The organism is Pseudomonas khorasanensis, from assembly GCF_014268505.2.
In the GTDB taxonomy this organism is placed as follows: domain Bacteria; phylum Pseudomonadota; class Gammaproteobacteria; order Pseudomonadales; family Pseudomonadaceae; genus Aquipseudomonas; species Aquipseudomonas khorasanensis.
Map to the genome: position 1 here is coordinate 1,222,089 of NZ_JABWQP020000001.1, position 21,325 is coordinate 1,243,413.

Annotated in this window: 17 protein-coding genes; 12 read left to right on the forward strand and 5 right to left on the reverse strand. The window is 58.5% G+C overall.

What is annotated here, in order from left to right:
- Positions 1 to 9 precede the first annotated feature (9 nt).
- The 3 genes from HU727_RS05545 to HU727_RS05555 all read left to right on the forward strand — a co-directional run bounded on the left by HU727_RS05545 (position 10) and on the right by HU727_RS05555 (position 4,366).
- Entirely contained in the window at positions 10 to 1,065 is a 1,056-nt protein-coding gene (locus HU727_RS05545; protein WP_186528926.1) for a tetratricopeptide repeat protein, read from the forward strand.
- A gap of 131 nt (positions 1,066 to 1,196) precedes the next feature.
- Complete coding sequence (locus HU727_RS05550; protein WP_186528928.1) at positions 1,197 to 2,699, forward strand: ATPase domain-containing protein; 1,503 nt, start codon at positions 1,197 to 1,199, stop codon at positions 2,697 to 2,699.
- Entirely contained in the window at positions 2,696 to 4,366 is a 1,671-nt protein-coding gene (locus tag HU727_RS05555) for an ATP-binding protein (protein ID WP_186528930.1), read from the forward strand. Before HU727_RS05550 ends, HU727_RS05555 begins: the two co-directional genes overlap by 4 nt.
- 38 nt (positions 4,367 to 4,404) lie before the next feature.
- Here HU727_RS05555 and HU727_RS05560 read toward each other — a convergent pair whose 3' ends face one another.
- From HU727_RS05560 to HU727_RS05580, 5 genes are read right to left on the reverse strand one after another with little or no spacing between them, the layout of a single operon-like run.
- Positions 4,405 to 4,782 carry a response regulator gene (locus HU727_RS05560; protein WP_007963558.1) on the reverse strand — a complete coding sequence of 126 codons (378 nt, stop codon included), beginning with the start codon at positions 4,780 to 4,782 and terminating at the stop codon, positions 4,405 to 4,407.
- Between the two features lie 44 nt (positions 4,783 to 4,826).
- On the reverse strand, positions 4,827 to 6,041 hold the full coding sequence (locus HU727_RS05565) for a hybrid sensor histidine kinase/response regulator (protein ID WP_186528932.1): 1,215 nt from the start codon (positions 6,039 to 6,041) through the stop codon (positions 4,827 to 4,829).
- Positions 6,035 to 6,628, reverse strand: a complete 594-nt coding sequence (locus tag HU727_RS05570) for a chemotaxis protein CheB (protein ID WP_186528934.1) — start codon at positions 6,626 to 6,628, stop codon at positions 6,035 to 6,037. Before HU727_RS05570 ends, HU727_RS05565 begins: the two co-directional genes overlap by 7 nt.
- Positions 6,625 to 7,458 carry a CheR family methyltransferase gene (locus HU727_RS05575; protein ID WP_137213691.1) on the reverse strand — a complete coding sequence of 278 codons (834 nt, stop codon included), beginning with the start codon at positions 7,456 to 7,458 and terminating at the stop codon, positions 6,625 to 6,627. The genes HU727_RS05570 and HU727_RS05575 overlap by 4 nt, the downstream gene beginning before the upstream one ends.
- Entirely contained in the window at positions 7,458 to 10,931 is a 3,474-nt protein-coding gene (locus HU727_RS05580) for a response regulator (RefSeq protein WP_186528936.1), read from the reverse strand. Before HU727_RS05580 ends, HU727_RS05575 begins: the two co-directional genes overlap by 1 nt.
- 265 nt (positions 10,932 to 11,196) lie before the next feature.
- On the opposite strand from HU727_RS05580, the gene HU727_RS05585 reads away from it, so the two are divergent.
- The 9 genes from HU727_RS05585 (at position 11,197) to HU727_RS05625 (ending at position 21,272) form a co-directional block, all read left to right on the forward strand.
- Positions 11,197 to 11,565 carry a response regulator gene (locus tag HU727_RS05585; protein WP_186529300.1) on the forward strand — a complete coding sequence of 123 codons (369 nt, stop codon included), beginning with the start codon at positions 11,197 to 11,199 and terminating at the stop codon, positions 11,563 to 11,565.
- A 120-nt stretch (positions 11,566 to 11,685) separates the two neighbouring features.
- The gene (locus tag HU727_RS05590) at positions 11,686 to 12,990 is read left to right on the forward strand and encodes a glycosyltransferase (RefSeq protein WP_186528938.1); all 1,305 of its coding nucleotides are present in this window, start codon (positions 11,686 to 11,688) and stop codon (positions 12,988 to 12,990) included.
- A 112-nt stretch (positions 12,991 to 13,102) separates the two neighbouring features.
- Entirely contained in the window at positions 13,103 to 13,966 is an 864-nt protein-coding gene (locus HU727_RS05595) for a phosphatidylinositol-specific phospholipase C domain-containing protein (protein WP_186528940.1), read from the forward strand.
- A gap of 89 nt (positions 13,967 to 14,055) precedes the next feature.
- The gene (locus HU727_RS05600) at positions 14,056 to 14,961 is read left to right on the forward strand and encodes an AraC family transcriptional regulator (RefSeq protein WP_186528942.1); all 906 of its coding nucleotides are present in this window, start codon (positions 14,056 to 14,058) and stop codon (positions 14,959 to 14,961) included.
- A 342-nt stretch (positions 14,962 to 15,303) separates the two neighbouring features.
- Positions 15,304 to 16,614, forward strand: coding sequence for an ABC transporter substrate-binding protein (locus tag HU727_RS05605; protein ID WP_186528944.1), 1,311 nt, complete (start codon positions 15,304 to 15,306; stop codon positions 16,612 to 16,614).
- A gap of 173 nt (positions 16,615 to 16,787) precedes the next feature.
- On the forward strand, positions 16,788 to 17,714 hold the full coding sequence (locus HU727_RS05610; RefSeq protein WP_186528946.1) for a carbohydrate ABC transporter permease: 927 nt from the start codon (positions 16,788 to 16,790) through the stop codon (positions 17,712 to 17,714).
- Positions 17,715 to 17,722: 8 nt separating this feature from the next.
- The gene (locus tag HU727_RS05615; RefSeq protein WP_186528948.1) at positions 17,723 to 18,553 is read left to right on the forward strand and encodes a carbohydrate ABC transporter permease; all 831 of its coding nucleotides are present in this window, start codon (positions 17,723 to 17,725) and stop codon (positions 18,551 to 18,553) included.
- A 129-nt stretch (positions 18,554 to 18,682) separates the two neighbouring features.
- Positions 18,683 to 19,786 (forward strand): ABC transporter ATP-binding protein, encoded by a 1,104-nt coding sequence (locus HU727_RS05620; RefSeq protein WP_186528950.1) that lies wholly within the window; start codon positions 18,683 to 18,685, stop codon positions 19,784 to 19,786.
- A 10-nt stretch (positions 19,787 to 19,796) separates the two neighbouring features.
- Positions 19,797 to 21,272, forward strand: coding sequence for a mannitol dehydrogenase family protein (locus HU727_RS05625; protein WP_186528952.1), 1,476 nt, complete (start codon positions 19,797 to 19,799; stop codon positions 21,270 to 21,272).
- Positions 21,273 to 21,325 lie beyond the last annotated feature (53 nt).

The following is a 21,325-nucleotide window of genomic DNA, read 5'->3' on the forward strand; positions in this document are numbered from 1 at the left end:
GAAACCCGCATGACTCAGTCCCGCCGCAACCTTCTGATCGGCCTCGGCCTCGTACTGATCCTCGGCGTCGTCTGGCTGTCTTTTCGCAGCAGCACACCGACCCTCCCTGATGCTATCAAACATGGCTACAGCGAAGCGCTGAACGCGGCGCGCACCGGTGAACCCGGAGCGGCGCGCCAGTTGTATCAGCAATTGGGCCGTCCGGACATCTCGGTCAAGCGCCGCGTCTGGCTGCATGGCGAGTTGCCCAACTACCCAAGTCCCCAGGCATTGAAACTGGCGGACATCGACTTGCACCACGAAGCGCCGCAAGTCCGCGTGGCAGCGATAAAAAGTATCGTCGGCCTTGTACCCGGAGGGCAACGCAGTCTGTTGCTCGGCCCATTGCTCGACGATGAGGAGCAAAGTGTCCGGTTCGCGGCCATCAACGCCCTGCTCGGCCTGACGCCGGACGAGTTGGGCCTGTATTTCGCGCCGCTGCAGCAAGCCATCGATGGCTGGCAGCAGGTGCTCGAAGACCAGCCTGAAAGCGCCGCCAATTCCGCGCAACTGGCTCGTCTCTATATCCATAACGCCGAATACAAACAGGCACAGCAGGCGCTGGACAATACTCTGCGTCTCGAACCCGGCAACCTGCCGGCGCTGGTCATGCAGATCGATGTGCTCGATCGCCAGGGCCAAAGCGATGCGGCTCGCCAGTTGCTCGCACAACAGCTCAAGGCACAACCCGATTCAGCCTATCTGCAACACGCCCTCGGTCTGTGGTTGTTGCATCACGGTCAGCGCGAATATGCCCTGCTCGGTCTGTCCAAAGCCGTCGAGCTCGAACCGGACAACAAGGATTATCGCTACGACCTGGCGACCACTTTGCACAGCGCGCAAGAGCTGGAAGCGGCGCAGAAACAACTGCAGGAAATCGTCCAGCGTCACCCCGCCGATCGCAAGGCGCGGGTGCTGCTGATCAATTACTGGAAAGAGAGCGGCCAGTTGCAGAATGTACAAATACTGCTGGCACAACTCGAACAGTTGAATCCGGATGATCCGGCGTTGCAGCAGGGGCTGTGATAAAGCTACAGCGAGCGCAATTGGCCATCAATTGAAAGAAAAAGCGGAACCGCCAACACGTGATGAGGTCAAGTTACTCAGGCGAAGCAATAAGCGAACCGCCTGATACCCTAGCCATAAGAGGGCATTTTTTGACTACATCAAACGAGTTGATCAGTGCGAAAGCCGCCGTCGGCATTGAAGGTCTGGATGACATCCTGGCCGGCGGTCTGTCTCGCGGTCACGTGTTTTTGCTGGAAGGTGAACCCGGTACCGGCAAAACCACGGTAGCGCTGCACTTTCTTCGCGCCGGCGCGCTTGCCGGGGAACGTTGCCTGTACATCACGCTCTCGGAAACCGAGAAAGAACTGCGCCAAGGCGCCCTCTCCCACGGTTGGGAGCTGGACGATAAAATCCAGATATTTGAGCTGACACCGCCAGAAAGCCTGCTTGATGCCGAGCACCAGCAAAGTTTGCTGTATTCCTCGGATCTGGAGTTGGGCGAGGCGACCCGGCAGATTTTCGAAGTGGTCGAGCGTTTCAAGCCAACGCGTGTGGTGCTCGACAGCCTGTCGGAAATCCGCCTGCTGGCGCAAAGCTCGCTGCGCTATCGTCGGCAAATCCTGGCGATCAAGCACTACTTTGTGCGCTACGACGCCACCGTCCTGTTGCTTGACGACCTGACCACCGAATCCCTCGATAAAACCGTGCACAGTGTGGCCCACGGCGTGATCCGCCTTGAAGAGCTCACGCCAAGTTACGGTGCGGAGCGGCGTCGAGTGCGGGTGGTCAAGTACCGTGGCCAGAAGTACCGAGGCGGTTTCCACGACTTCACCATCATGGGCGACGGCGTGCATGTGTTCCCGCGCCTCGTTGCGGCGGAACATCGTGGCGATTATCCACGCCTGCAGCTGTCCAGCGGCATCAAGGAACTGGATGCCCTGCTCGGTGGCGGTATCGAGACCGGTTCAAGCACCTTGATTCTCGGCCCGGCCGGTACCGGTAAATCGCTGATTTCGATGATATTTGCCGCAGCCGCTGTACAGCGTGGCGAAAAGGCCGCGCTCTTCATCTTCGATGAGGAACTGGGCCTGCTGTTCGAGCGCATGCGCCACATAGGTATCGACCTCAAAGCCTTGAAAGCGACTGGCAATCTCCTGATAGAACAGGTCGATGCCGCCGAACTGTCGCCCGGCGAGTTTTCACATCGCGTTCGCCGTTGCGTCGATGAATTGGGCATCAAGACCGTGGTGATCGACAGCATCAACGGCTACCAGGCGGCGATGCCCGAAGAGAACGCCCTGGTGCTGCACATGCACGAGCTGTTGCTGTACCTGAACCGCAAAGGCGCGGCGACTTTCATGACCGTTGCCCAGCACGGTCTGGTTGGCGACATGCAGGCGCCGGTCGACATTACTTATCTTGCCGACACGGTGATTCTGTTGCGTTACTTCGAGGCACTGGGCAAGGTCCGTCGAGCCATTTCGATTATCAAGAAACGAACTGGCAGCCATGAATCGACCATCCGTGAATACCGGATTTCCGCGCGCGGCATGACCATTGGCCAACCGCTGGAAGCCTTTCAAGGCGTGCTGCGGGGTGTGCCGACTTACATGGGTACGGACAATCCATTGCTTGGGGAACCCAGCTCGTGACGGACCATGTGCCACTGGCCGAGCGGGTCCTGATTCTGACGCCTCTGGGGCGCGACAGTCAGATCGCGCTGAAGATTCTCAACGAAGCGGGTTACGCGGGCCTTGTGGTGCCCAACCTCGGCGCACTGTGCGCCGAACTCGAGCTCGGTGCGGGCCTGATGTTGATGGCCGCCGAAGCATTACGCGGACCGGAGCTGGAAACACTGATCCAGCACCTCGAACAGCAACCGGCCTGGTCAGACCTGCCGATCGTGCTGTTGACGCATCATGGCGGACAGGAGCAAGGGCCGCCCTCGCGCCTGAGCAGCCTGCTGGGGAACGTGACCTTTCTGGAGCGCCCGTTTCACCCGGCAACCATGGTCAGTCTGGTGTCCGCCGCCCTGCGAGGGCGGCGACGACAATACGAAGCCCGCGATCGTCTGATTGACCTGAGCGAAAGCGAACGGCGTCTGCAATCGACGCTGGAAACCCTCGAGCAGCAAGTCGAAGAACGCACCGCCCAGCTTCGTCATAACGAAGAAGCGTTGCGCCAATCGCAGAAAATGGAGGCGGTCGGCCAACTCACCGGCGGCATCGCTCACGACTTCAACAATATGCTCACCGGCATCATCGGCAGCCTCGAACTGTTGCGTCGGCGGCTGGCCCGTGGTCGCACCGAGGACCTCGACAGCCTGATCGACCTCGGCGTGACGTCCGCCAACCGGGCTGCTGGCCTGACCCATCGCCTGCTGGCTTTCTCCCGCCGGCAGTCGCTCGATCCGAAAGCCGTGCAAATGAACACGCTGGTGCTGTCGATGGGCGAACTGCTGCAGCGCAGCCTCAATGAAAGCATCCAGTTGGAGATGCGTCTGGATGACGACCTCTGGGTCGCCGAAGCGGATCCCAATCAACTGGAAAGCGCCCTCCTCAACCTTGTGATCAACGCCCGCGACGCGATGCCCGAGGGTGGCAAACTGGTCGTGGAAACCCGCAATCAAGTGCTGCATCGGGATTTCACCGAGGCCTACAGCAATCTGGAGCCCGGTGATTACGTGATGCTGAGCGTGACCGATAACGGCAGCGGCATGCCGCAGAGCGTTGTCAGCCGCGCGTTCGATCCTTTTTTTACCACCAAGCCGATCGGCCAGGGCACCGGACTGGGTCTGTCGATGATCTATGGTTTCAGCAAACAGTCGCGGGGTCATGTCTCGATCGACAGCGAAGTCGACCAGGGCACCACCGTCAAGCTCTACCTCCCGCGCTTCACCGGTGAAGAAATCAAGCTTCCCGTTTCGGATACGCTGCAGGCGCCGTACGCCATGGCGGGCGAAACGGTGCTGATCGTCGAAGACGACCCTGCCGTGCGCGTGCTGGTCAGCGCTGTCCTCAGTGAATTGGGTTATGCCTTCGTCGAGGCCAGCGATGCGGACGCTGCGATGCCTATCCTGAACTCATCGCAACGTATCGATCTGCTGATCAGCGATGTCGGATTGCCCGGCATGAACGGTCGTCAACTGGCGGAAGTCGGCCGCCAATACCGGCCAGGGCTGAAAGTGTTGTTCATCACCGGGTACGCCGAGCACGCAGCAGTGCGCGGCGGTTTTCTCGATTCAGGGATGCAGATGATCACCAAGCCGTTCACCTTCGATCTGCTCACGGCCAAGGTACGCGAGATGATCAATAGCTGAATGTGTAGGAGCTGCCGAAGGCTGCTCCTACATGAGTATCAGGCCAGCAATTCCTGAATCTTTTCCTGCAGCACATCCAGATCGAACGGTTTTTCGAGGATGGGTGCCTTTTGCGTGATCGGGCTGCCCGTCTCGCGGATTTCCTGCGGGTAACCACTGATGAAAATCACTTTAAGGTCCGGTCGCAACTTGACGGCCGGCTCGGCGATTTGCACGCCGGAGATCCCGCCAGGCAGGCGGAAGTCGGTAATCAGCATGTCCAGGTGAGGTTTGCTGGCAAGAATCTCGAAAGCCTGCTCACCGTTTTCCGCTTGCAGCACGCGATAGCCCTGCCCTGACAGGTAATCTGTCAGGACCATCAAGATAACCGGTTCGTCTTCGACGACGAGTACTACATCTTGCGCATCTACGCTCATGGGAAGCCTTTGTTCGGTCAATAGCTGCTGATACGACCGTGTGGTCACTCAGAGGTTGCGTCGGATTTGCCGTTTTCATCCATCGGCAGACAAACGCGAAACAGGGCGCCTTCGTTGATTTCGCTTTCGACGACGATGGAGCCGCCGTGGGCGGCGACGATCTGCTCGGATATGAACAGACCCAACCCGAGCCCGGCCACCACCGTCTTGGCGGACACCCGTTCGAATTGCTGGAAAATACGCTTCTGGTTCTCGGCACTGATGCCGATGCCATGGTCTTGAACCTCGACGCGAGCCTCGTCACCTTCGCAATAGACGCGCACCTGAATCGGGCTGCGGCCACCGTAACGCAAGGCATTGGTCAGCAAATTGGACACCACTTGTTCAATGCGGAACTCGTCCCAGCAACCTTCGACCGGGGCCGAAGCGCTGAACGACACTGTGGTTTCCGCGGCCTCGATCTGTGCGGCAAAGTTCTGCAGCAGATTGCGGACCAACTGAACCAGGTCGAAGCGGTTTGGCCGGATCGACAGTTTGCCGGTGCGGATCCGCGACACATCGAGCATGTCTTCGATCAGGCGAATCAGGCTCTTGATCTGCCGTTCATCGCGATCGACCATCGCCTGCATCTTATCGAGGGTGAACGCCGAGGCGTTGTCCCGGGCCAGGTGCATCTTGCGCAGCTGGGTTTCGAGAATCAGGCCATTGAGCGGCGTTCGGACTTCGTGGGCAACGATGGACATGAAGTCATCGCGCATGCGCACCGCTTGTTCCAGTTCAAGCTGAGTGCTTTGCAATTGCTGCAGCAGCGCTTCCTGCTCGCGTCGGGCCTGCTCCAGCGCCTCGACCTGCTGCTTCATGGCTTTGCTCTGGCGGTACAGGTCGACGAAGACGTTGACCTTGCTCTTCACCGCGTGGATATCCAGCGGCTTGTGCAGGAAGTCAACCGCACCGCTCTCATAACCCTTGAACGCATAATTGAGTTCGCGGCCGGCGGCGCTGACAAAGATGATCGGAATGTTTTTGGTCTTTTCGGTGCCACGCATCAACTCGGCCAGTTCGAAGCCGTTCATGCCCGGCATCTGCACGTCGAGGATGGCCATGGCGAACTCGTGCTGCAGCAGCAGCGAGAGTGCTTCGTCCGCCGACAGAGCCTTGTAGACCATCCGATCTTCGCGCTTGATCAGCGCTTCCAGCGCCAGCAGGTTTTCTGGCAGATCGTCGACGATCAACAGTTTGGCTTGGATATTACTCAGCATGCGATTCGTTCCAGCTCGACAAGCAGACGGCCGATGCCGTGAATGGGTAGGACATGATCCGGCTGCTGAATGTTGAGTGCAGCCTGGGGCATGGTGGCAACTTGTGCATCTTCAGGGTCCTGGACGATGGTCAGACCGCCGCAACGCTTGACGTAAGCCAGCCCGTGCGCGCCATCCTGATTGGCGCCAGTCAGCAGCACGGCAGCCAGTGTCGGGCCATAAACGTCGGCGGCGGATTCAAACAGATAGTCGATCGAGGGCCGGGAATGATGCACGCGATCTTCCAAGCTCAATGACAGACTCCGATCCTGCTCGACCGACAGGTGATAACCGGGCGTGGCGAAATACACCGTGCCACCCTGGATGTCCTGCTTGTCTTCAGCCTCTTTGACCGGCAGCTCCATGCGCCGGGAAAATACCTCGGCCAAATGACTGCGACGCTCTTCCGGCAAATGCAGGACGATGATAATCGGCAGCACATAGCCTCTGCGCAGCGGCCCTAGCAGGGTCAGCAACGCCTCGACGCCCCCGGCGGAGGCGCCGATCACAACAGCCTCGATGCGAGGCAGGCTCGGGGTGTCGTTCATGATTTACGGTAAATCCGCTCTTGTTTGACCAACGGCTCGAACTGGTTCGAATAGTTGGAAAAGTCCAGGGTTTCCTTGCTGCCCAGCACCAGAAAACCGCGATGGGACAGCGATTCATGAAACAACCCGAACGCCCGATCCTGAAGCTTCTTGTTGAAGTAGATCAACACGTTCCGGCAGGAGATCAGTTGGGTTTCGGAGAACACGCTGTCGGTCGCCAGGCTGTGGTCGGCGAACGTCACGTTCTCGCACAGGCTCTTGTCGAAGATGGCGTAGCCGTAAGCCGCCGTGTAGTAGTCGGCAAACGAGCGCTGACCGCCCGCCTGCTGGTAATTGGCGGTGTAGGCGCGGACGTTCTCCATGGAGAAAATTCCCTGCTTGGCCTTTTCCAGCGAGCGCGGGTTGATGTCGGTGGCATAAATGATCGTCCGGTCGAGCAGGCCTTCCTCGCGCAGCAGAATCGCCATCGAATAGACCTCCTCGCCCGTGCTGCACCCCGCAATCCAGATTTTCAGCGACGGATAAGTACGCAGCAGCGGCACCACTTCGTTGCGAATCGCGAGGAAGTGAGACGGATCGCGGAACATCTCGCTGACCGGGATCGTCAGCAATTGCAGCAGCTGCATGAACGCCGTCGGATCGTGCAGGACTTTTTCCTGCAACGCCGAGATGGTCGCGCACTCGAACTGGCTCAACGCGTGCTGCACCCGGCGCTTGATCGAAGCGCCGGAGTAGTCGCGGAAATCGTAGCTGTACTTGAGGTAAATCGCCTCGATCAACAAGCGTAATTCGATTTCGCTGTTGCGTTCGGCTGGACTGCTGCGTTCCACTAGATGCGTTCCATTTTTGGTAACCACACACGTATCAGCGAGAACAGGCGATCAAGGTCGATGGGTTTGGCCAGGTAATCATTGGCGCCAGCCTGCAGGCAGCGCTCCTGATCGTCCTTCATGGCCTTGGCCGTTACCGCGATGATCGGCAGCTTGCGCCAGCGCGGATCCTTGCGGATTTCCTGGGTGGCTTCGAAACCATCCATTTCCGGCATCATCACGTCCATCAGCACCAGATCGATGTCCTCGACTTCGTTGAGTCTTTCAATCGCTTCGCGGCCATTACGGCCGATCACCACGACTGCGCCTTTGTGTTCGAGCGCGCTGGTCAGGGCGAAGATATTGCGCACATCGTCATCGACCAGCAGCACTTTGCGTCCCTCGAAGACCTTGTCGCGGCTGCGCGCGGTCTTGAGCATCTTCTGCCGTTCATGGGACAGCTGTGATTCGACTTTGTGCAGAAAGAGTGTGACCTCATCCAGCAGCCGTTCCGGCGAGCGTGCGCCCTTGATGATGATCGAGCGCGAATACTTGCGTAGCTCGGCCTCTTCGTCGCGGGTCAGGTTGCGTCCGGTGTAGACGATGACCGGCGGGAACGAGCAAATATCCTCGGTGGACATGAGCTTGAGCAGATCATTGCCGAGCATGTCCGGCAGCTTCAGGTCGATAACCATGCAGTCGTAAATCGTTGTGCGCAGCAGTTGCAGCGCGTCCTGCGCGAGGCCGACGGCGGTGATTTCGATGTCCTCGTCGCCAATCAGCCGCGCGATGCTTTCGCGTTGCAAATCGTCGTCCTCAACCAGCAGCACGCGTTTGACCTTCTGAGTCAGCTTGGCTTCGAGACGGGCGAACACATCCTTGAGCTCTTCGCGGGTGGTCGGTTTCACCGCGTAGCCGATAGCGCCCATGTGCATGGCGGCTTCGACGCGATCCTCGACGGAAATCACGTGCACCGGAATGTGCCGGGTTTCGGCGCGCTCTTTCAGGCGCTGCAGCACGGTCAGGCCGGAATGATCAGGCAGGCGCATGTCCAGCAGAATGGCGTCCGGCACGAACTCGCGGGCCAGGTCATAACCTTCGTCGGCGCCGTGGGCGACCAGGCACTGATAGCCCAACTCGTGTGCGAGGTCATAAAGGATGTGAGCGAAGTTCGGTTCATCTTCCACCACCAGAATGCAGCGGGTGGCGAACGGCGCCTTGTCGCGGTCATCGGCGAAGCGCGGGATGACCGCCGGAATCACTGATGCGATCGGTGCCGCAACCGCAAGCGGCGTAGGCGTGGCAGGTGCTGGGTGAAAGGTCATTGGCGTCGCAGGTGTTTCGCCCGATTCATGATACTGACGCGGTAGCACCAGCGTGAAGGTGCTGCCCTGCCCCGGTACGCTGTCGACGCTGATCGAGCCGCCCAGCAGCGTCGCCAGATCCCGCGAGATCGACAAGCCGAGGCCGGTGCCGCCGTACTTGCGGTTGGTGGTGCCATCCGCCTGACGGAACGCTTCGAAGATACTTTCCTGCTGATCGGCGGCGATGCCGATCCCGGAGTCCTTGACGATGAAGGCGATTCGATCGTTGGGCTGAGCCGTAATCGTCAGGCTGACCGCGCCTTGCTCGGTAAATTTGATCGCGTTCGACAGCAGGTTCTTGATCACCTGTTCCAGACGCTGGCGATCGGTAAACAGCACGCCGGGGGCGTCCGGCTGAAGCTCGACGCTGAAGGTGAGTTTCTTGTCCGCCGCCAGAGGTTCGAACATCGAACGCAAGCCATCGACCAGGCGCTCGACCCGGGTATTTTCGGCGATGACTTCGAGCTTGCCGGCTTCGACCTTGGAAATATCCAGAATATCGTTGATCAGGTTGAGCAGATCGTTGCCGGCGGAGTAAATCGACTCGGCAAACTTGACCTGTTCCGCCGACAGATTCTGCTGCGGGTTTTCCGCCAGCAATTTGGCCAGAATCAGCGAACTGTTCAGCGGAGTACGCAGCTCGTGGGACATGTTCGCCAGGAACTCGGACTTGTATTTGCTGGATCGCTGCAGCTCTTCAGCACGCTCTTCGAGCTGGATCTGCGCCTGATTCAGTTCGGTGTTTTTCTGATCCATCGCATCGCGCTGTTCGGCGAGCTGCTCGTTGGTCTGCTCCAGTTCGACCTGCTGGGTTTCCAGATGCGCCTGGGACTCCTTGAGAATCCGCGACTGTTCTTCCAGCTCCTCGTTGGCGGTTTTCAGCTCTTCCTGCTGCACTTGCAGTTCTTCGTTGAGCTGTTGGGTTTCGGCCAACACTTCCTGCAAGCGCTGACGGTAGCGCGCCGCCTCAATGGACGTGCCGATGTTGCCTGCAATCAGTTCCAGCAACTCGATATCGCGCTCTGTCAGCGGACGCAGGAAACCCAGTTCGATCACGCCGTTGACCCGGTCGTCATCACTGGTCGGCACCACCAGCACGCTGTGTGGCAAACCTTCGCCGAGCCCCGAGCTGACTTTGAAGTAGTCGGCCGGAACCGAGTCCAGGCGAATCAGCCGCGCTTGCTGCGCCACCTGGCCGACAATGCCTTCGCCGCTGAAAATCGACTGGGACTGCTCTTCCTGCTCACGGGAAAAACCGTAAGTCGCCACACGTTTGAGACCGCCGTGTTCTTCACGCACATACAGCGCAGCCACGGCGGTGCCCAGGTATTGCGCGCAGAACTGCAGGATGTTGCGCCCCAACAGATTGAGCGTCAGTTGCCCCAGCACCTGTTCGGCCAATTGCGTCTGGCCATTGCGCAGCCAGGCTTGTTTCTCGAGACGTTCGGCGCTGGCCAGTTGCGCGGCCAGAGTGGCGCTGTAACTGGTCGACAGGTTAAGCAAATCGCGCCGGCCGATGTAGGCCAGCAATCCACTGATGCCGACGATGAAGATCAGGTAGAGCGTGATGCTCCAGACCGTGGTGCGACGCACGTCTTCGTTGCGCGTGGCCCGCAACACCTGCTCGGTTTCGATGACGTCTTCGAACTGCTTGCGAATCTCATCGGTCAGGCGCTTGCCCCGCCCGGCCTTGACCGCGCCGCGATAATCGCCGCTGCTGCGTTGCAGATCGATCATCGACTGCGCGTAATTGGCCCATTCAAGCTGCAACGCCTGAAGACGACGCAAGCGGTCTGTCTGCACCGGGTTGTCGGCGGTCAGTTCCAGTAGCGTATTCAGGGCAACGGCGATCCGTGGCTTGGCCGTTTCATACGGGTCCAGGAAGTGTTCATCGCCGCTGAGCAGATAACCGCGCATGCCGGTTTCAAGATCGACGGTGAGCTTCACCGCCTCATTGGCGTTATTGATCACCCGGTCGGTGTGCTCGACCCATTGGATGACCGACAGCAAATAAGTGATCAGCGAGACGAAGAACACGGCACTGAGTACGCCGACGCCCAGCGGCAAGCTGACGTTGCGACTCAGGAGTTTACGAAACCGTTGCTCATCAACCGAAGACGGAGAGGACATGGGGCAGCCTTGTCGAACTGTTGAAAACCCGAGAGTTTGCCCCAAAACCGAGGCATGGATCCATTTTTCTCACTTAAATGATGGCATTTTCCTACATGCGCCAGCGCATCGGATGACGCCAACGGTTATCCTTACTGCCCTGCTCTGCCCTGTTCTTTTTTTTGTAACGGACCGGGAACTTGTGGCTATGCGCCACTTACTCATGCAAGAGTCCGGCAATTTTGATCGCCCGGTATCCCCGATTTTATTTTTTGAGAGCCCTGCCATGTCTGCCAATCCATCCACCATCCTGGTCGTAGAAGACGACGACATCGTGCGCATGCTTATCGTCGATGTGCTGGAGGAGCTGGAATTCACTGTGTTGGAAGCTGAAGACGGCAACACGGCACTCGAAATTCTTGCCGACTCGAGCACGCTGATCGATCTGATGATGACCGACCACGGCCTACCCGGCATGGATGGCCGCGAACTCGCCGAAAGAGCCCGTGATCTGCGCCCCGCTTTGCCCGTCCTGTTTGCTAGCGGTTATGCCGAGACTATCGAAGTGCCCGCCGACATGCATGTGATCGGCAAACCCTTCTCCATTGATCAACTGCGCGACAAGGTCATTGGCATATTGCAACGCACCAGGTAACGACGCGCTGTCCTGCGATCCGAACCTTACCGGTCCTGTCTTGAAACCTCGGTCAGGGGCGCATTTGATTCACTTCATTGTGATCTAATGCGCGCTTTTTCATGCGCCGAGAATCTGCCGATGTCCCACTCCGTCTCCACCAAAGTCCTGGTCATCGGCTACGTCTGGCCCGAGCCTCGCTCTTCGGCGGCCAGCGGACATGTCATGCAGATCCTCGAAACGTTCCTCGAACAGGGCTGGGACATCACCTTCAGCAGCCCGGCCGGCCCGGGCGAGCACAAGGCAGATCTCACCGCGCTCGGCATTCGTGAAGTGCCGATCGAACTCAACAGCAGCAGTTTCGACACGTTCATCAGCGCGCTGGCCCCGGATATCGTGCTGTTTGATCAGTTCATGATGGAGGAACAGTTCGGCTGGCGCGTGGAGAAACACTGCCCGGACGCCCTTCGCATCCTGGAGACATCCGACTTGCAAAGTCTGCGTCATGCGCGTCATCAGCGCTTGAAAGAGCGTCTGAAAAGCAGTGACGACCAGAATGATTTCACGGAGCTGTTTTCACAGGCGTTGCGCGAAGAATTCCAGTTGATGGCCGGCAGCGACCTGGCCAAGCGGGAAATCGCCGCGCTCTACCGGTGTGACTTGAACCTGATGATTTCCGAAGTCGAAATCAATCTGCTCGTTCAAGAATTCAGCCTTCCCCGCCAGCTCCTGCACTGGTGCCCGTTGATGGTCGAGCCTGCGGCGACCGCGCCAAGGTCATTCGCCGACCGCGCGCATTTTCTCAGCATCGGCAATTTCCGACATGCGCCCAATTGGGACGCGGTGCTCTGGATGAAAAACACGCTGTGGCCGTTGATTCGTGCGCAATTGCCTGGCGCGCAGCTGCATATCTATGGCGCGTATACGCCGCCCAAGGCCACCGCTTTGCACAACCCGGCCCAAGGTTTTCACATCATGAACTGGGCTGAAGATGCGCTCGAAGTCATGTCAGCGGCCCGCGTCTGTCTCGCACCACTGCGCTTTGGTGCCGGAATCAAGGGCAAACTGATCGATGCGATGCTGTGCGGCACCCCGAGCGTGACTACCCCGATCGGTGCCGAAGCCATGCATGGCGCCAGTCCGTGGCCGGGAGCGATTGCCCTTGACGCGCATGCGTTCGCCGAGCAGGCCGTGCAACTTCACGAGGATCCGGCGCGCTGGTTGTCCGCACAGGTTCTTGCTGAAACACTGTTACAGCAGCGCTATCAACGCAGCGTGCACGGCGCTGCGCTTATTAGCAAAATCAATGAGTACAGAGAGCACTTGGCACAACTTAGAAACAACAACTTTACCGGCGCCATGTTGCGCCACCACACACTTAAAAGCACTCAATACATGGCCCAATGGATTGAAGCCAAGAACCGACCACATCAAACGGACCAATAATCACCAAACTTACACGACTTGCATTAAAAGCAAACTTTTCCATTTAACCGACTGCCTTTATAAACATCCTGCGCGCAGCTTCTATCATTTACCAACTCGCAGGATGTGCAACATGAATAACTTCGACAGCTCCCATGCCACTCGCTGGATGGCCGACTCTCCGCAAATTGACAATCTTTCACTGTTTGAAATGACGCTGCCCGGCACGCATAACGCCGGTTGCGACTGGGAGGCCTCGTATGCGCTGCTCCCCGGCAAGAACTGGCTCGCCTGCCAGGATATCCCTTTTTACTCGCAATTGAACCGTGGTGCTCGCGCACTGGATGTACGCCTTGTTTACGATGATAAAGCGCAACATCTGGCCAGGTTCCGCTTCCAGCACAATGGATATACCTCTTCGCGGACACTTGAGGACCTCGTCCGGGATTTGAAGGGGTTTTATTATAGAAGTCCAAATGAATTCATCATTCTCGACTTCCATGAACTTTCCAGTGCTCAGGATCCGTTCAATCATGCGGAATTCAAAACAGCATTGCTGGAGCACCTCGGGGAGCGAATCATTCCCGCCGACAATCTGCATCTGACACTTGGCCAACTCAAAGCCATCAGTCCGTTGCAACGCATTATGGTGGCGGCGCCAATGACCTGGGAGACGGAGGACTATCGCATCTACCGCCAGATCAATCACAAGTGGATCGGCCAGTCGCAAGTTGACACGTCCGAACTGCATGGCTATATCAACATTATCATGCGCTTGCCCGTCAGTACGCAGCGCCCATGGTCGCTGTCGGCAACCACTTACAACCTCGGTGGCCCGCAGCGGATCCTCGACAGCCTCGACAGCTGGTTTGATCCGGAGAAGTCCGATTGGGCGAAGAAATGCAACATCATCAATTTTGACTTCATCAAAAACTCAAACATCGTGCGCTTCTGCCAGATGGCCAATCTGCAAAAAGCCCGCGACAAACTCAACTAAGCGCAGTGCCCGACGCGGATTGGCGGAAGTGGCACAAAGGTCGAAAAACGAGGCATGATCCGCGCAGCGATTATAAAAAGTGCCCCGTCATGACCAGAACCGCTCGCGTCACCGACCCTTCCTACGAGCTGATGGACGACCATAACGGCCTGTCCATCATCTATCGCCAGCACGGCTTTCCCTGCCCGCTGGTGCGCTGGCATTTTCACAAGGAATACGAACTGCACCTGATCGTCGCCAGTTCCGGCAAGGTGTTCATCGGCGACTACATCGGCAACTTCTATCCAGAGACCCTGTTTCTGACTGGCCCCAACCTGCCGCATAACTGGATCAGCCAGGTCGCGGAAGATGAGGTGGTAGAAAAGCGCGACATGCTGGTCAACTTCACTGACGAATTGTTCGAGAGCGGCCATCAAGTATTCGCTGAACTGAAGACCCTCGCCCCGCTGTTGGAACGGGCGCAGTACGGGATCGAGTTTCGCTGCAAACGCACGATCCGTCAGGCCATGACGTTGATGCAGCGGATCGCAGACAGCACGGGTATCACTCGCCTCGGCCACTTTTTCATTCTGATGGAGTTGCTGGCGGCCAGCGAAGATTTCCAGTTGTTGTCCGGCGCGACGACGCCGCAGTTGGCGGATGAGCACAACATCGACCGCACCAACCGTGCGGTCGATTACATCTTCAGCCACTACGCCCGTGACATCTCGCTGGAGGAAGTTGCCGAGCATCTGGGCATGACGCCGACCTACTTCAGCCGCGTATTCAAACAGGCTACCGGTCGCAACTTCATCGAGTTCGTCAATCGCCTGCGCATCAGCAAATCCTGTGAGCTGCTGGCCGATGGTGACAAACCGGTGACCGAGGTGTGCTTCGAGTCAGGCTTCAACAACATTTCCAACTTCAATCGGCGCTTCCAGCAACTCAAAGGCATGACGCCGTCGCATTATCGACGTCTGGCTGTACAGCGCCTGACTGAAAAAAATCATTCCTGACATCATCATTCCCTTGTGGGAGCGAGCTTGCTCGCGAATGGCGTAGTGTCAGCCCACTCAGATAACGTTGACACACTGCATTCGCGAGCAAGCTCGCTCCCACAAGTGCTCATTTCAAGTCAAAACCTGTACGCATCCGACAGAACATGTCCGCTGCGTGCCCCTTCCTTGCGTTCACCCAACTAAACCCCAGTGCAAAAAAGTATCGACACCAGTGCGATGAATGATTTGTCAGCTATTCATTTGAAGGCTGTAATCAGCGCACATTCTTCCTGCATTCGGAAGACACAAAAACAATAACTGTCCCTCTGGCCCTCTTGGGTTTCAGAAAAGGAGTGCACGATGCAATCCACTGCAAAAGCTCTGCTCGCCCTCACCTGCATGACCCTCAGCAGCGTCAGCCTTGGCGCCCAGACCCTGACCATCGCCACCGTCAACAACAGCGACATGATCCGCATGCAAAAACTCTCCAAGACCTTCGAGAGCGAGCACCCGGACATCAAGCTCAATTGGGTGGTACTGGAAGAAAACGTCCTGCGTCAGCGCCTGACTACCGACATCGCCACTCAGGGTGGGCAGTTCGACGTATTGACCATCGGCATGTACGAAGCAGCACTCTGGGGCGGCAAGGGTTGGCTGGAGCCAATGAAGGATTTGCCGGCCAGTTACGCACTCGATGACGTGTTCCCGTCGGTGCGTGAAGGCCTGTCGGTGAAGGGTTCGCTGTATGCCCTGCCGTTTTATGCGGAAAGCTCGATTACGTATTACCGCACCGACCTGTTCAAGGAAGCCGGACTGACCATGCCGGAGCATCCGACCTGGGAACAGATCGCCGGTTTCGCTGAAAAACTTACTCAGAAAGACAAAGAGCAGTACGGCATCTGCCTGCGCGGCAAGGCTGGCTGGGGTGAGAACATGGCGCTGGTCACCACGGTCGCCAACGCTTACGGCGCACGCTGGTTCGATGAGCAGTGGAAGCCGGAATTCAGCGGGCCGGAATGGAAAAACGCGCTGAACTTCTACGTGAACACCATGAAGAAATCCGGCCCGCCGGGCGCTTCGAGCAACGGTTTCAACGAAAACCTCGCCTTGTTCAACAGCGGCAAGTGCGCAATCTGGGTCGACGCCAGCGTCGCCGGCTCGTTCGTTACCGACAAGACTCAGAGCAAGGTCGCCGAGCACGTCGGCTTCACCTTCGCCCCGCAGCAAGTCACCGACAAAGGCTCGGCGTGGCTGTATTCATGGGCGCTGGCGATTCCGACCAGCTCCAAAGCCAAGGACGCCGCAAAGGCCTTCAGCGCCTGGGCAACGTCCAAAGAGTACGGCGAACTGGTTGCCAAGACCGATGGCATCGCCAACGTGCCACCCGGCACCCGAGCCTCTACTTACAGCGACGCATACATGAGCGCCGCGCCGTTTGCCAAGGTGACACTTGAATCACTGAAGGCCGCTGACCCGAGCAAGCCGACGTTGAAACCGGTGCCGTACATTGGCATTCAACTGGTGACTATTCCTGAATTCCAGGCCGTAGGCACCCAGGTCGGCAAGCTGTTCTCGGCCGCGCTGATCGGCCAGACCACGGTGGATCAGGCCTTGGCGGCGGCTCAGCAAACCACGGAACGCGAGATGAAGCGCGCGGGTTATCCCAAGTAATGACCATTAAACCTGTGGGAGCGGGCTTGCCCGCGATGGGGCCGGCACACTCAACACTGCCGTCAGCTGTTACATCGCCATCGCGGGCAAGCCCGCTCCCACAGGGTTCGCGTCGCTGTCAGGAACTTCTTCTTTCCTGAATATGTATCTGTACCTACTTGGTTGTGATTGCCATGAATACTTCAACTGCCAAAGCCCAACTCGAACTTGCGCAACCACAGCGCAAGAGCCGCGTGGCCAATCCTGGCTGGTTTCTGGTCAGCCCATCGGTCGCGCTGTTGCTGCTGTGGATGATCGTGCCGCTGGGCATGACCGTGTATTTTTCGATGATCCGCTACAACCTGCTCTACCCCGGCGAAAACCAATTCGTGGGGCTGGAGAACTTCGAGTACTTCCTCACCGATTCAGGCTTCATGCCCGGTGCGACCAATACGCTGCTGCTGGTCGGCAGCGTGTTGCTCATCAGCGTGATCCTGGGTGTGTTGATCAGCGCGTTGCTTGAGGCCAGCGAATTTCTCGGTCGCGGCATCGTGCGGGTCATGCTGATTTCGCCATTCTTCATCATGCCCACGGTCGGCGCTCTGATCTGGAAAAACCTGATCTTCCATCCGGTCTCCGGGATCCTCGCCTACCTCTGGAAGCTGTTCGGCGCGCAACCGGTGGACTGGCTGGCGCACTACCCGCTGCTGTCGATCATCATCATTGTTTCGTGGCAATGGCTGCCGTTCGCGATCCTGATTCTAATGACCGCCATGCAGTCGCTGGATCAGGAACAGAAAGAAGCGGCGCGGCTGGATGGTGCGGGGCCGATCGCCATTTTCTGGCACCTGACGCTGCCGCATCTGGCCCGGCCGATCGCCGTGGTGGTGATGATCGAAACAATCTTTCTGCTGTCGGTGTTCGCCGAGATTTTCACCACTACAAACGGTGGCCCCGGCTACGCCTCGACCAACCTCGCCTACCTGATCTACAACCAGGCGCTGGTGCAGTTCGACGTCGGCATGGCGTCGGCGGGCGGTCTGATTGCCGTGGTCATCGCCAACATCGCCGCGATCATTCTGGTGCGGATGATCGGCAAAAACCTGACTGACAAAGCGTGAGGTCTGCCATGACGCTCCAACAATCCCGCCGGCTGCAAAGCCTGCTGCTCGGCACTCTGGCCTGGGCCATCGCGATCGTGATTTTCTTTCCGATCTTCTGGATGGTGATGACCAGTTTCAAGACTGAAATCGATGCCTTCGCCACGCCGCCGCAGTTCATCTTCACGCCGACGCTGGAGAACTACCTGCACATCAACGAGCGCAGTGATTACTTCAGTTTCGCCTGGAACTCGGTGGTGATTTCCTTCAGTGCCACGGCGCTGTGCCTGTTGATCGCGGTGCCGGCCGCGTACTCGATGGCGTTCTACGAAACCCAGCGCACCAAGGGCACGCTGCTGTGGATGCTGTCGACAAAGATGCTGCCGCCGGTGGGCGTGCTGATGCCGATCTATCTGCTGGCCAAGAGCTTCGGCTTGCTCGACACGCGCATCGCGCTGATCGTGATCTACACGCTGATCAATCTGCCGATTGTGGTCTGGATGGTTTACACCTACTTCAAGGACATTCCCAAGGACATCCTTGAAGCCGCCCGCCTCGACGGTGCGACGCTCTGGCAGGAAATGGTTCGCGTGCTGCTGCCGATCGCCAAGGGTGGCCTCGCTTCCACTGTGCTGTTGTCGCTGATCCTGTGCTGGAACGAAGCGTTCTGGTCATTGAACCTGACCTCGTCCAACGCCGCGCCACTGACCGCTTTGATCGCTTCGTATTCCAGCCCCGAGGGATTGTTCTGGGCCAAGTTGTCGGCAGTGTCGACCCTGGCCTGCGCGCCGATCCTGATCTTCGGCTGGATCAGCCAGAAACAACTGGTGCGCGGCCTGTCCTTCGGCGCCGTGAAATGAATTGAAAAAGCAAAAGATCGCAGCCTTCGGCAGCTCCTACAGAGAATGTCGAATCGGCAAAACTCCTGTAGGAGCTGCCGAAGGCTGCGATCTTTTGATCTAAAAAATAACAACACGGAGGCCCATCTCATGGCCAACCTGAAAATCAAGAATCTGCAAAAAGGCTTCGAAGGTTTTTCCATCATCAAAGGCATTGACCTAGAGGTGAACGACAAGGAATTCGTGGTCTTCGTCGGCCCGTCCGGGTGCGGCAAATCCACCCTGCTGCGCCTGATCGCAGGCCTTGAAGAAGTCAGCGGTGGCACCATCGAGCTCGACGGCCGCGACATCACCGAGGTCAGCCCGGCCAAACGCGACCTGGCGATGGTGTTCCAGACCTACGCGCTGTACCCGCACATGACGGTGAAAAAGAACATGTCGTTCGCCCTCGACCTGGCCGGCGTGCCCAAGGCCGAAGTCGAGAAGAAAGTTGGCGAAGCCGCGCGCATTCTGGAACTTGGCCCGATGCTTGAGCGCAAGCCCAAACAACTGTCAGGCGGTCAGCGCCAGCGCGTCGCGATCGGCCGTGCCATCGTGCGCAACCCCAAAATTTTCCTGTTCGATGAACCGCTGTCCAACCTCGACGCCGCATTGCGCGTGCAGATGCGCCTGGAGCTGCTGCGCCTGCACAAGGATCTGCACGCGCCGATGATTTACGTGACCCACGATCAGGTCGAAGCCATGACCATGGCCGACAAGGTCGTGGTGCTCAATGGCGGCAAGATCGAGCAGGTCGGCTCGCCACTGGACCTGTATCACAACCCGGCCAACCTCTTTGTAGCGGGCTTTCTCGGCACGCCAAAAATGGGTTTCCTCAAAGGCAAGATTGCCCGCATCGATGGTCCTGCCTGCGAGATCGCGCTTGACGCCGGGACCACGATCATCCTGCCATTCAACGCCGCCCACCTGAGTGTCGGCAGCCCGGTCACGCTGGGCATTCGCCCGGAGCATCTGGAACTGGCGAAAGCCGGCGATTGCACCCTGCAAGTCACCGCCGATGTCAGCGAACGCCTGGGCAGCGACACCTTCTGCCACGTCAAAACCAATGCTGGCGAGGCGCTGACCATGCGCGTACGCGGCGATCTGGCCAGCCGTTATGGCGAACAGTTGAACCTGTATCTGGACGCCACCCACTGCCACCTATTCGATGCCGACGGCGTGGCGTTGACCCGCCCGCTGCGTGCGGCTGCCTGAGACTGATGCGATGAAACTGAACTCACACAACCTCAACCGTCTGGCCCCGCAAGTGCAGCTGCCGGGCTATGACCTGAGCGAAACTCGCCAGGGCATCGCCCATATCGGCGTCGGCGGTTTCCATCGCGCGCATCAGGCGTACTACACCGATGCGTTGATGAACCGCGGCGAAGCGCTCGACTGGGCGATCTGCGGCGTCGGCCTGCGCGCCGAAGACCGTCGCGCCCGGGACGACCTCAAGGAACAGGATTACCTGTTCACCCTGTTCGAGCTCGGTGACAGCGACGACACCGAAGTCCGCGTGATCGGTGCGATCCGCGACATGCTCCTGGCCGAAGACAGCGCTCAGGCGCTGATCGACAAACTTACCGACCCGCACATCCGCATCGTCTCGCTGACCATCACCGAGGGCGGCTATTGCATCGACGACAGCAACGGCAAGTTCATGGCGCACCTGCCGCAGATCCAGCACGATCTAAGCCATCCGCAATCACCGAAAACCGTGTTCGGCTTCCTCTGCGCGGCATTGGCCAAACGCCGCGCGGCAGGAACGCCGGCATTTACCCTGATGTCCTGCGATAACCTGCCGCACAACGGCGCCGTCACTCGCAAGGCGCTGCTGGCCTTCGCCGCGCTGCGTGATCCCGACCTGCGTGACTGGATCGACGCCAACGTCAGTTTCCCCAACGCCATGGTTGACCGCATTACGCCCATGACCAGCACCGCGCATCGCCTGCAACTGGCCGACAAACACGGGGTGGACGATGCCTGGCCTGTGGTCTGCGAACCGTTTGTGCAATGGGTACTGGAAGACAAATTCGTCAACGGCCGGCCGGCATGGGAAAAGGTCGGCGTGCAGTTCACAGACGATGTTTCGCCGTACGAAGAGATGAAAATCAAACTGCTCAACGGCAGTCACCTGGCGCTGACGTATCTGGGCTTCCTCAAGGGTTATCGCTTCGTCCACGAAACCATGAACGATCCGCTGTTCGTGCGTTACATGCGCGCCTACATGGACCTGGACGTCACGCCGCAACTGGCGCCGGTGCCGGGCATCGACCTGAACGAGTACAAGGACACGCTGGTGGCGCGGTTTTCCAATCAGGCGATTGCCGATCAGCTTGAGCGGGTGTGTTCGGACGGCTCGTCGAAGTTTCCCAAGTTCACGGTGCCGACCATCAATCGGCTGGTCGCCGATGGCAAGGAAACCAAACGCGCGGCGCTGGTGGTCGCGGCGTGGGCGTTGTATTTGAAGGGCGTCGATGAGAATGGCGATACGTATTCGATTCCGGACCCACGGGCGGCGTTTTGCCAAGGGCTGGTAGCGGACGATGGGCTGATCACGGAGCGATTGCTGGGTGTTGAAGAGATTTTCGGCACAGAGATACCGAAGTCGGCGGAGTTTGTTGCAGCGTTCGAGTGGTGCTGCCAGAGTTTGCGCGAGGTTGGGGTTTCGCGGACTTTGGAAACAGTTCTCGCGACCTGATCGTTCCCACGCTCCGCGTGGGAATGCAGCCCGGGACGCTCCGCGTCCCATCA

What these genes read in the sequence shown, in the direction of transcription:
- HU727_RS05545 (WP_186528926.1), top strand. Translation starts at nt 10, where the DNA reads ATGACTCAGTCCCGCCGCAACCTTCTGATCGGCCTCGGCCTCGTACTG.
- HU727_RS05560 (WP_007963558.1), bottom strand. Translation starts at nt 4,782, where the DNA reads ATGAGCGTAGATGCGCAAGATGTAGTACTCGTCGTCGAAGACGAACCG.
- HU727_RS05565 (WP_186528932.1), bottom strand. Translation starts at nt 6,041, where the DNA reads ATGCTGAGTAATATCCAAGCCAAACTGTTGATCGTCGACGATCTGCCA.
- HU727_RS05570 (WP_186528934.1), bottom strand. Translation starts at nt 6,628, where the DNA reads ATGAACGACACCCCGAGCCTGCCTCGCATCGAGGCTGTTGTGATCGGC.
- HU727_RS05580 (WP_186528936.1), bottom strand. Translation starts at nt 10,931, where the DNA reads ATGTCCTCTCCGTCTTCGGTTGATGAGCAACGGTTTCGTAAACTCCTG.
- HU727_RS05585 (WP_186529300.1), top strand. Translation starts at nt 11,197, where the DNA reads ATGTCTGCCAATCCATCCACCATCCTGGTCGTAGAAGACGACGACATC.
- HU727_RS05590 (WP_186528938.1), top strand. Translation starts at nt 11,686, where the DNA reads ATGTCCCACTCCGTCTCCACCAAAGTCCTGGTCATCGGCTACGTCTGG.
- HU727_RS05595 (WP_186528940.1), top strand. Translation starts at nt 13,103, where the DNA reads ATGAATAACTTCGACAGCTCCCATGCCACTCGCTGGATGGCCGACTCT.
- HU727_RS05600 (WP_186528942.1), top strand. Translation starts at nt 14,056, where the DNA reads ATGACCAGAACCGCTCGCGTCACCGACCCTTCCTACGAGCTGATGGAC.
- HU727_RS05605 (WP_186528944.1), top strand. Translation starts at nt 15,304, where the DNA reads ATGCAATCCACTGCAAAAGCTCTGCTCGCCCTCACCTGCATGACCCTC.
- HU727_RS05610 (WP_186528946.1), top strand. Translation starts at nt 16,788, where the DNA reads ATGAATACTTCAACTGCCAAAGCCCAACTCGAACTTGCGCAACCACAG.
- HU727_RS05615 (WP_186528948.1), top strand. Translation starts at nt 17,723, where the DNA reads ATGACGCTCCAACAATCCCGCCGGCTGCAAAGCCTGCTGCTCGGCACT.
- HU727_RS05620 (WP_186528950.1), top strand. Translation starts at nt 18,683, where the DNA reads ATGGCCAACCTGAAAATCAAGAATCTGCAAAAAGGCTTCGAAGGTTTT.
- HU727_RS05625 (WP_186528952.1), top strand. Translation starts at nt 19,797, where the DNA reads ATGAAACTGAACTCACACAACCTCAACCGTCTGGCCCCGCAAGTGCAG.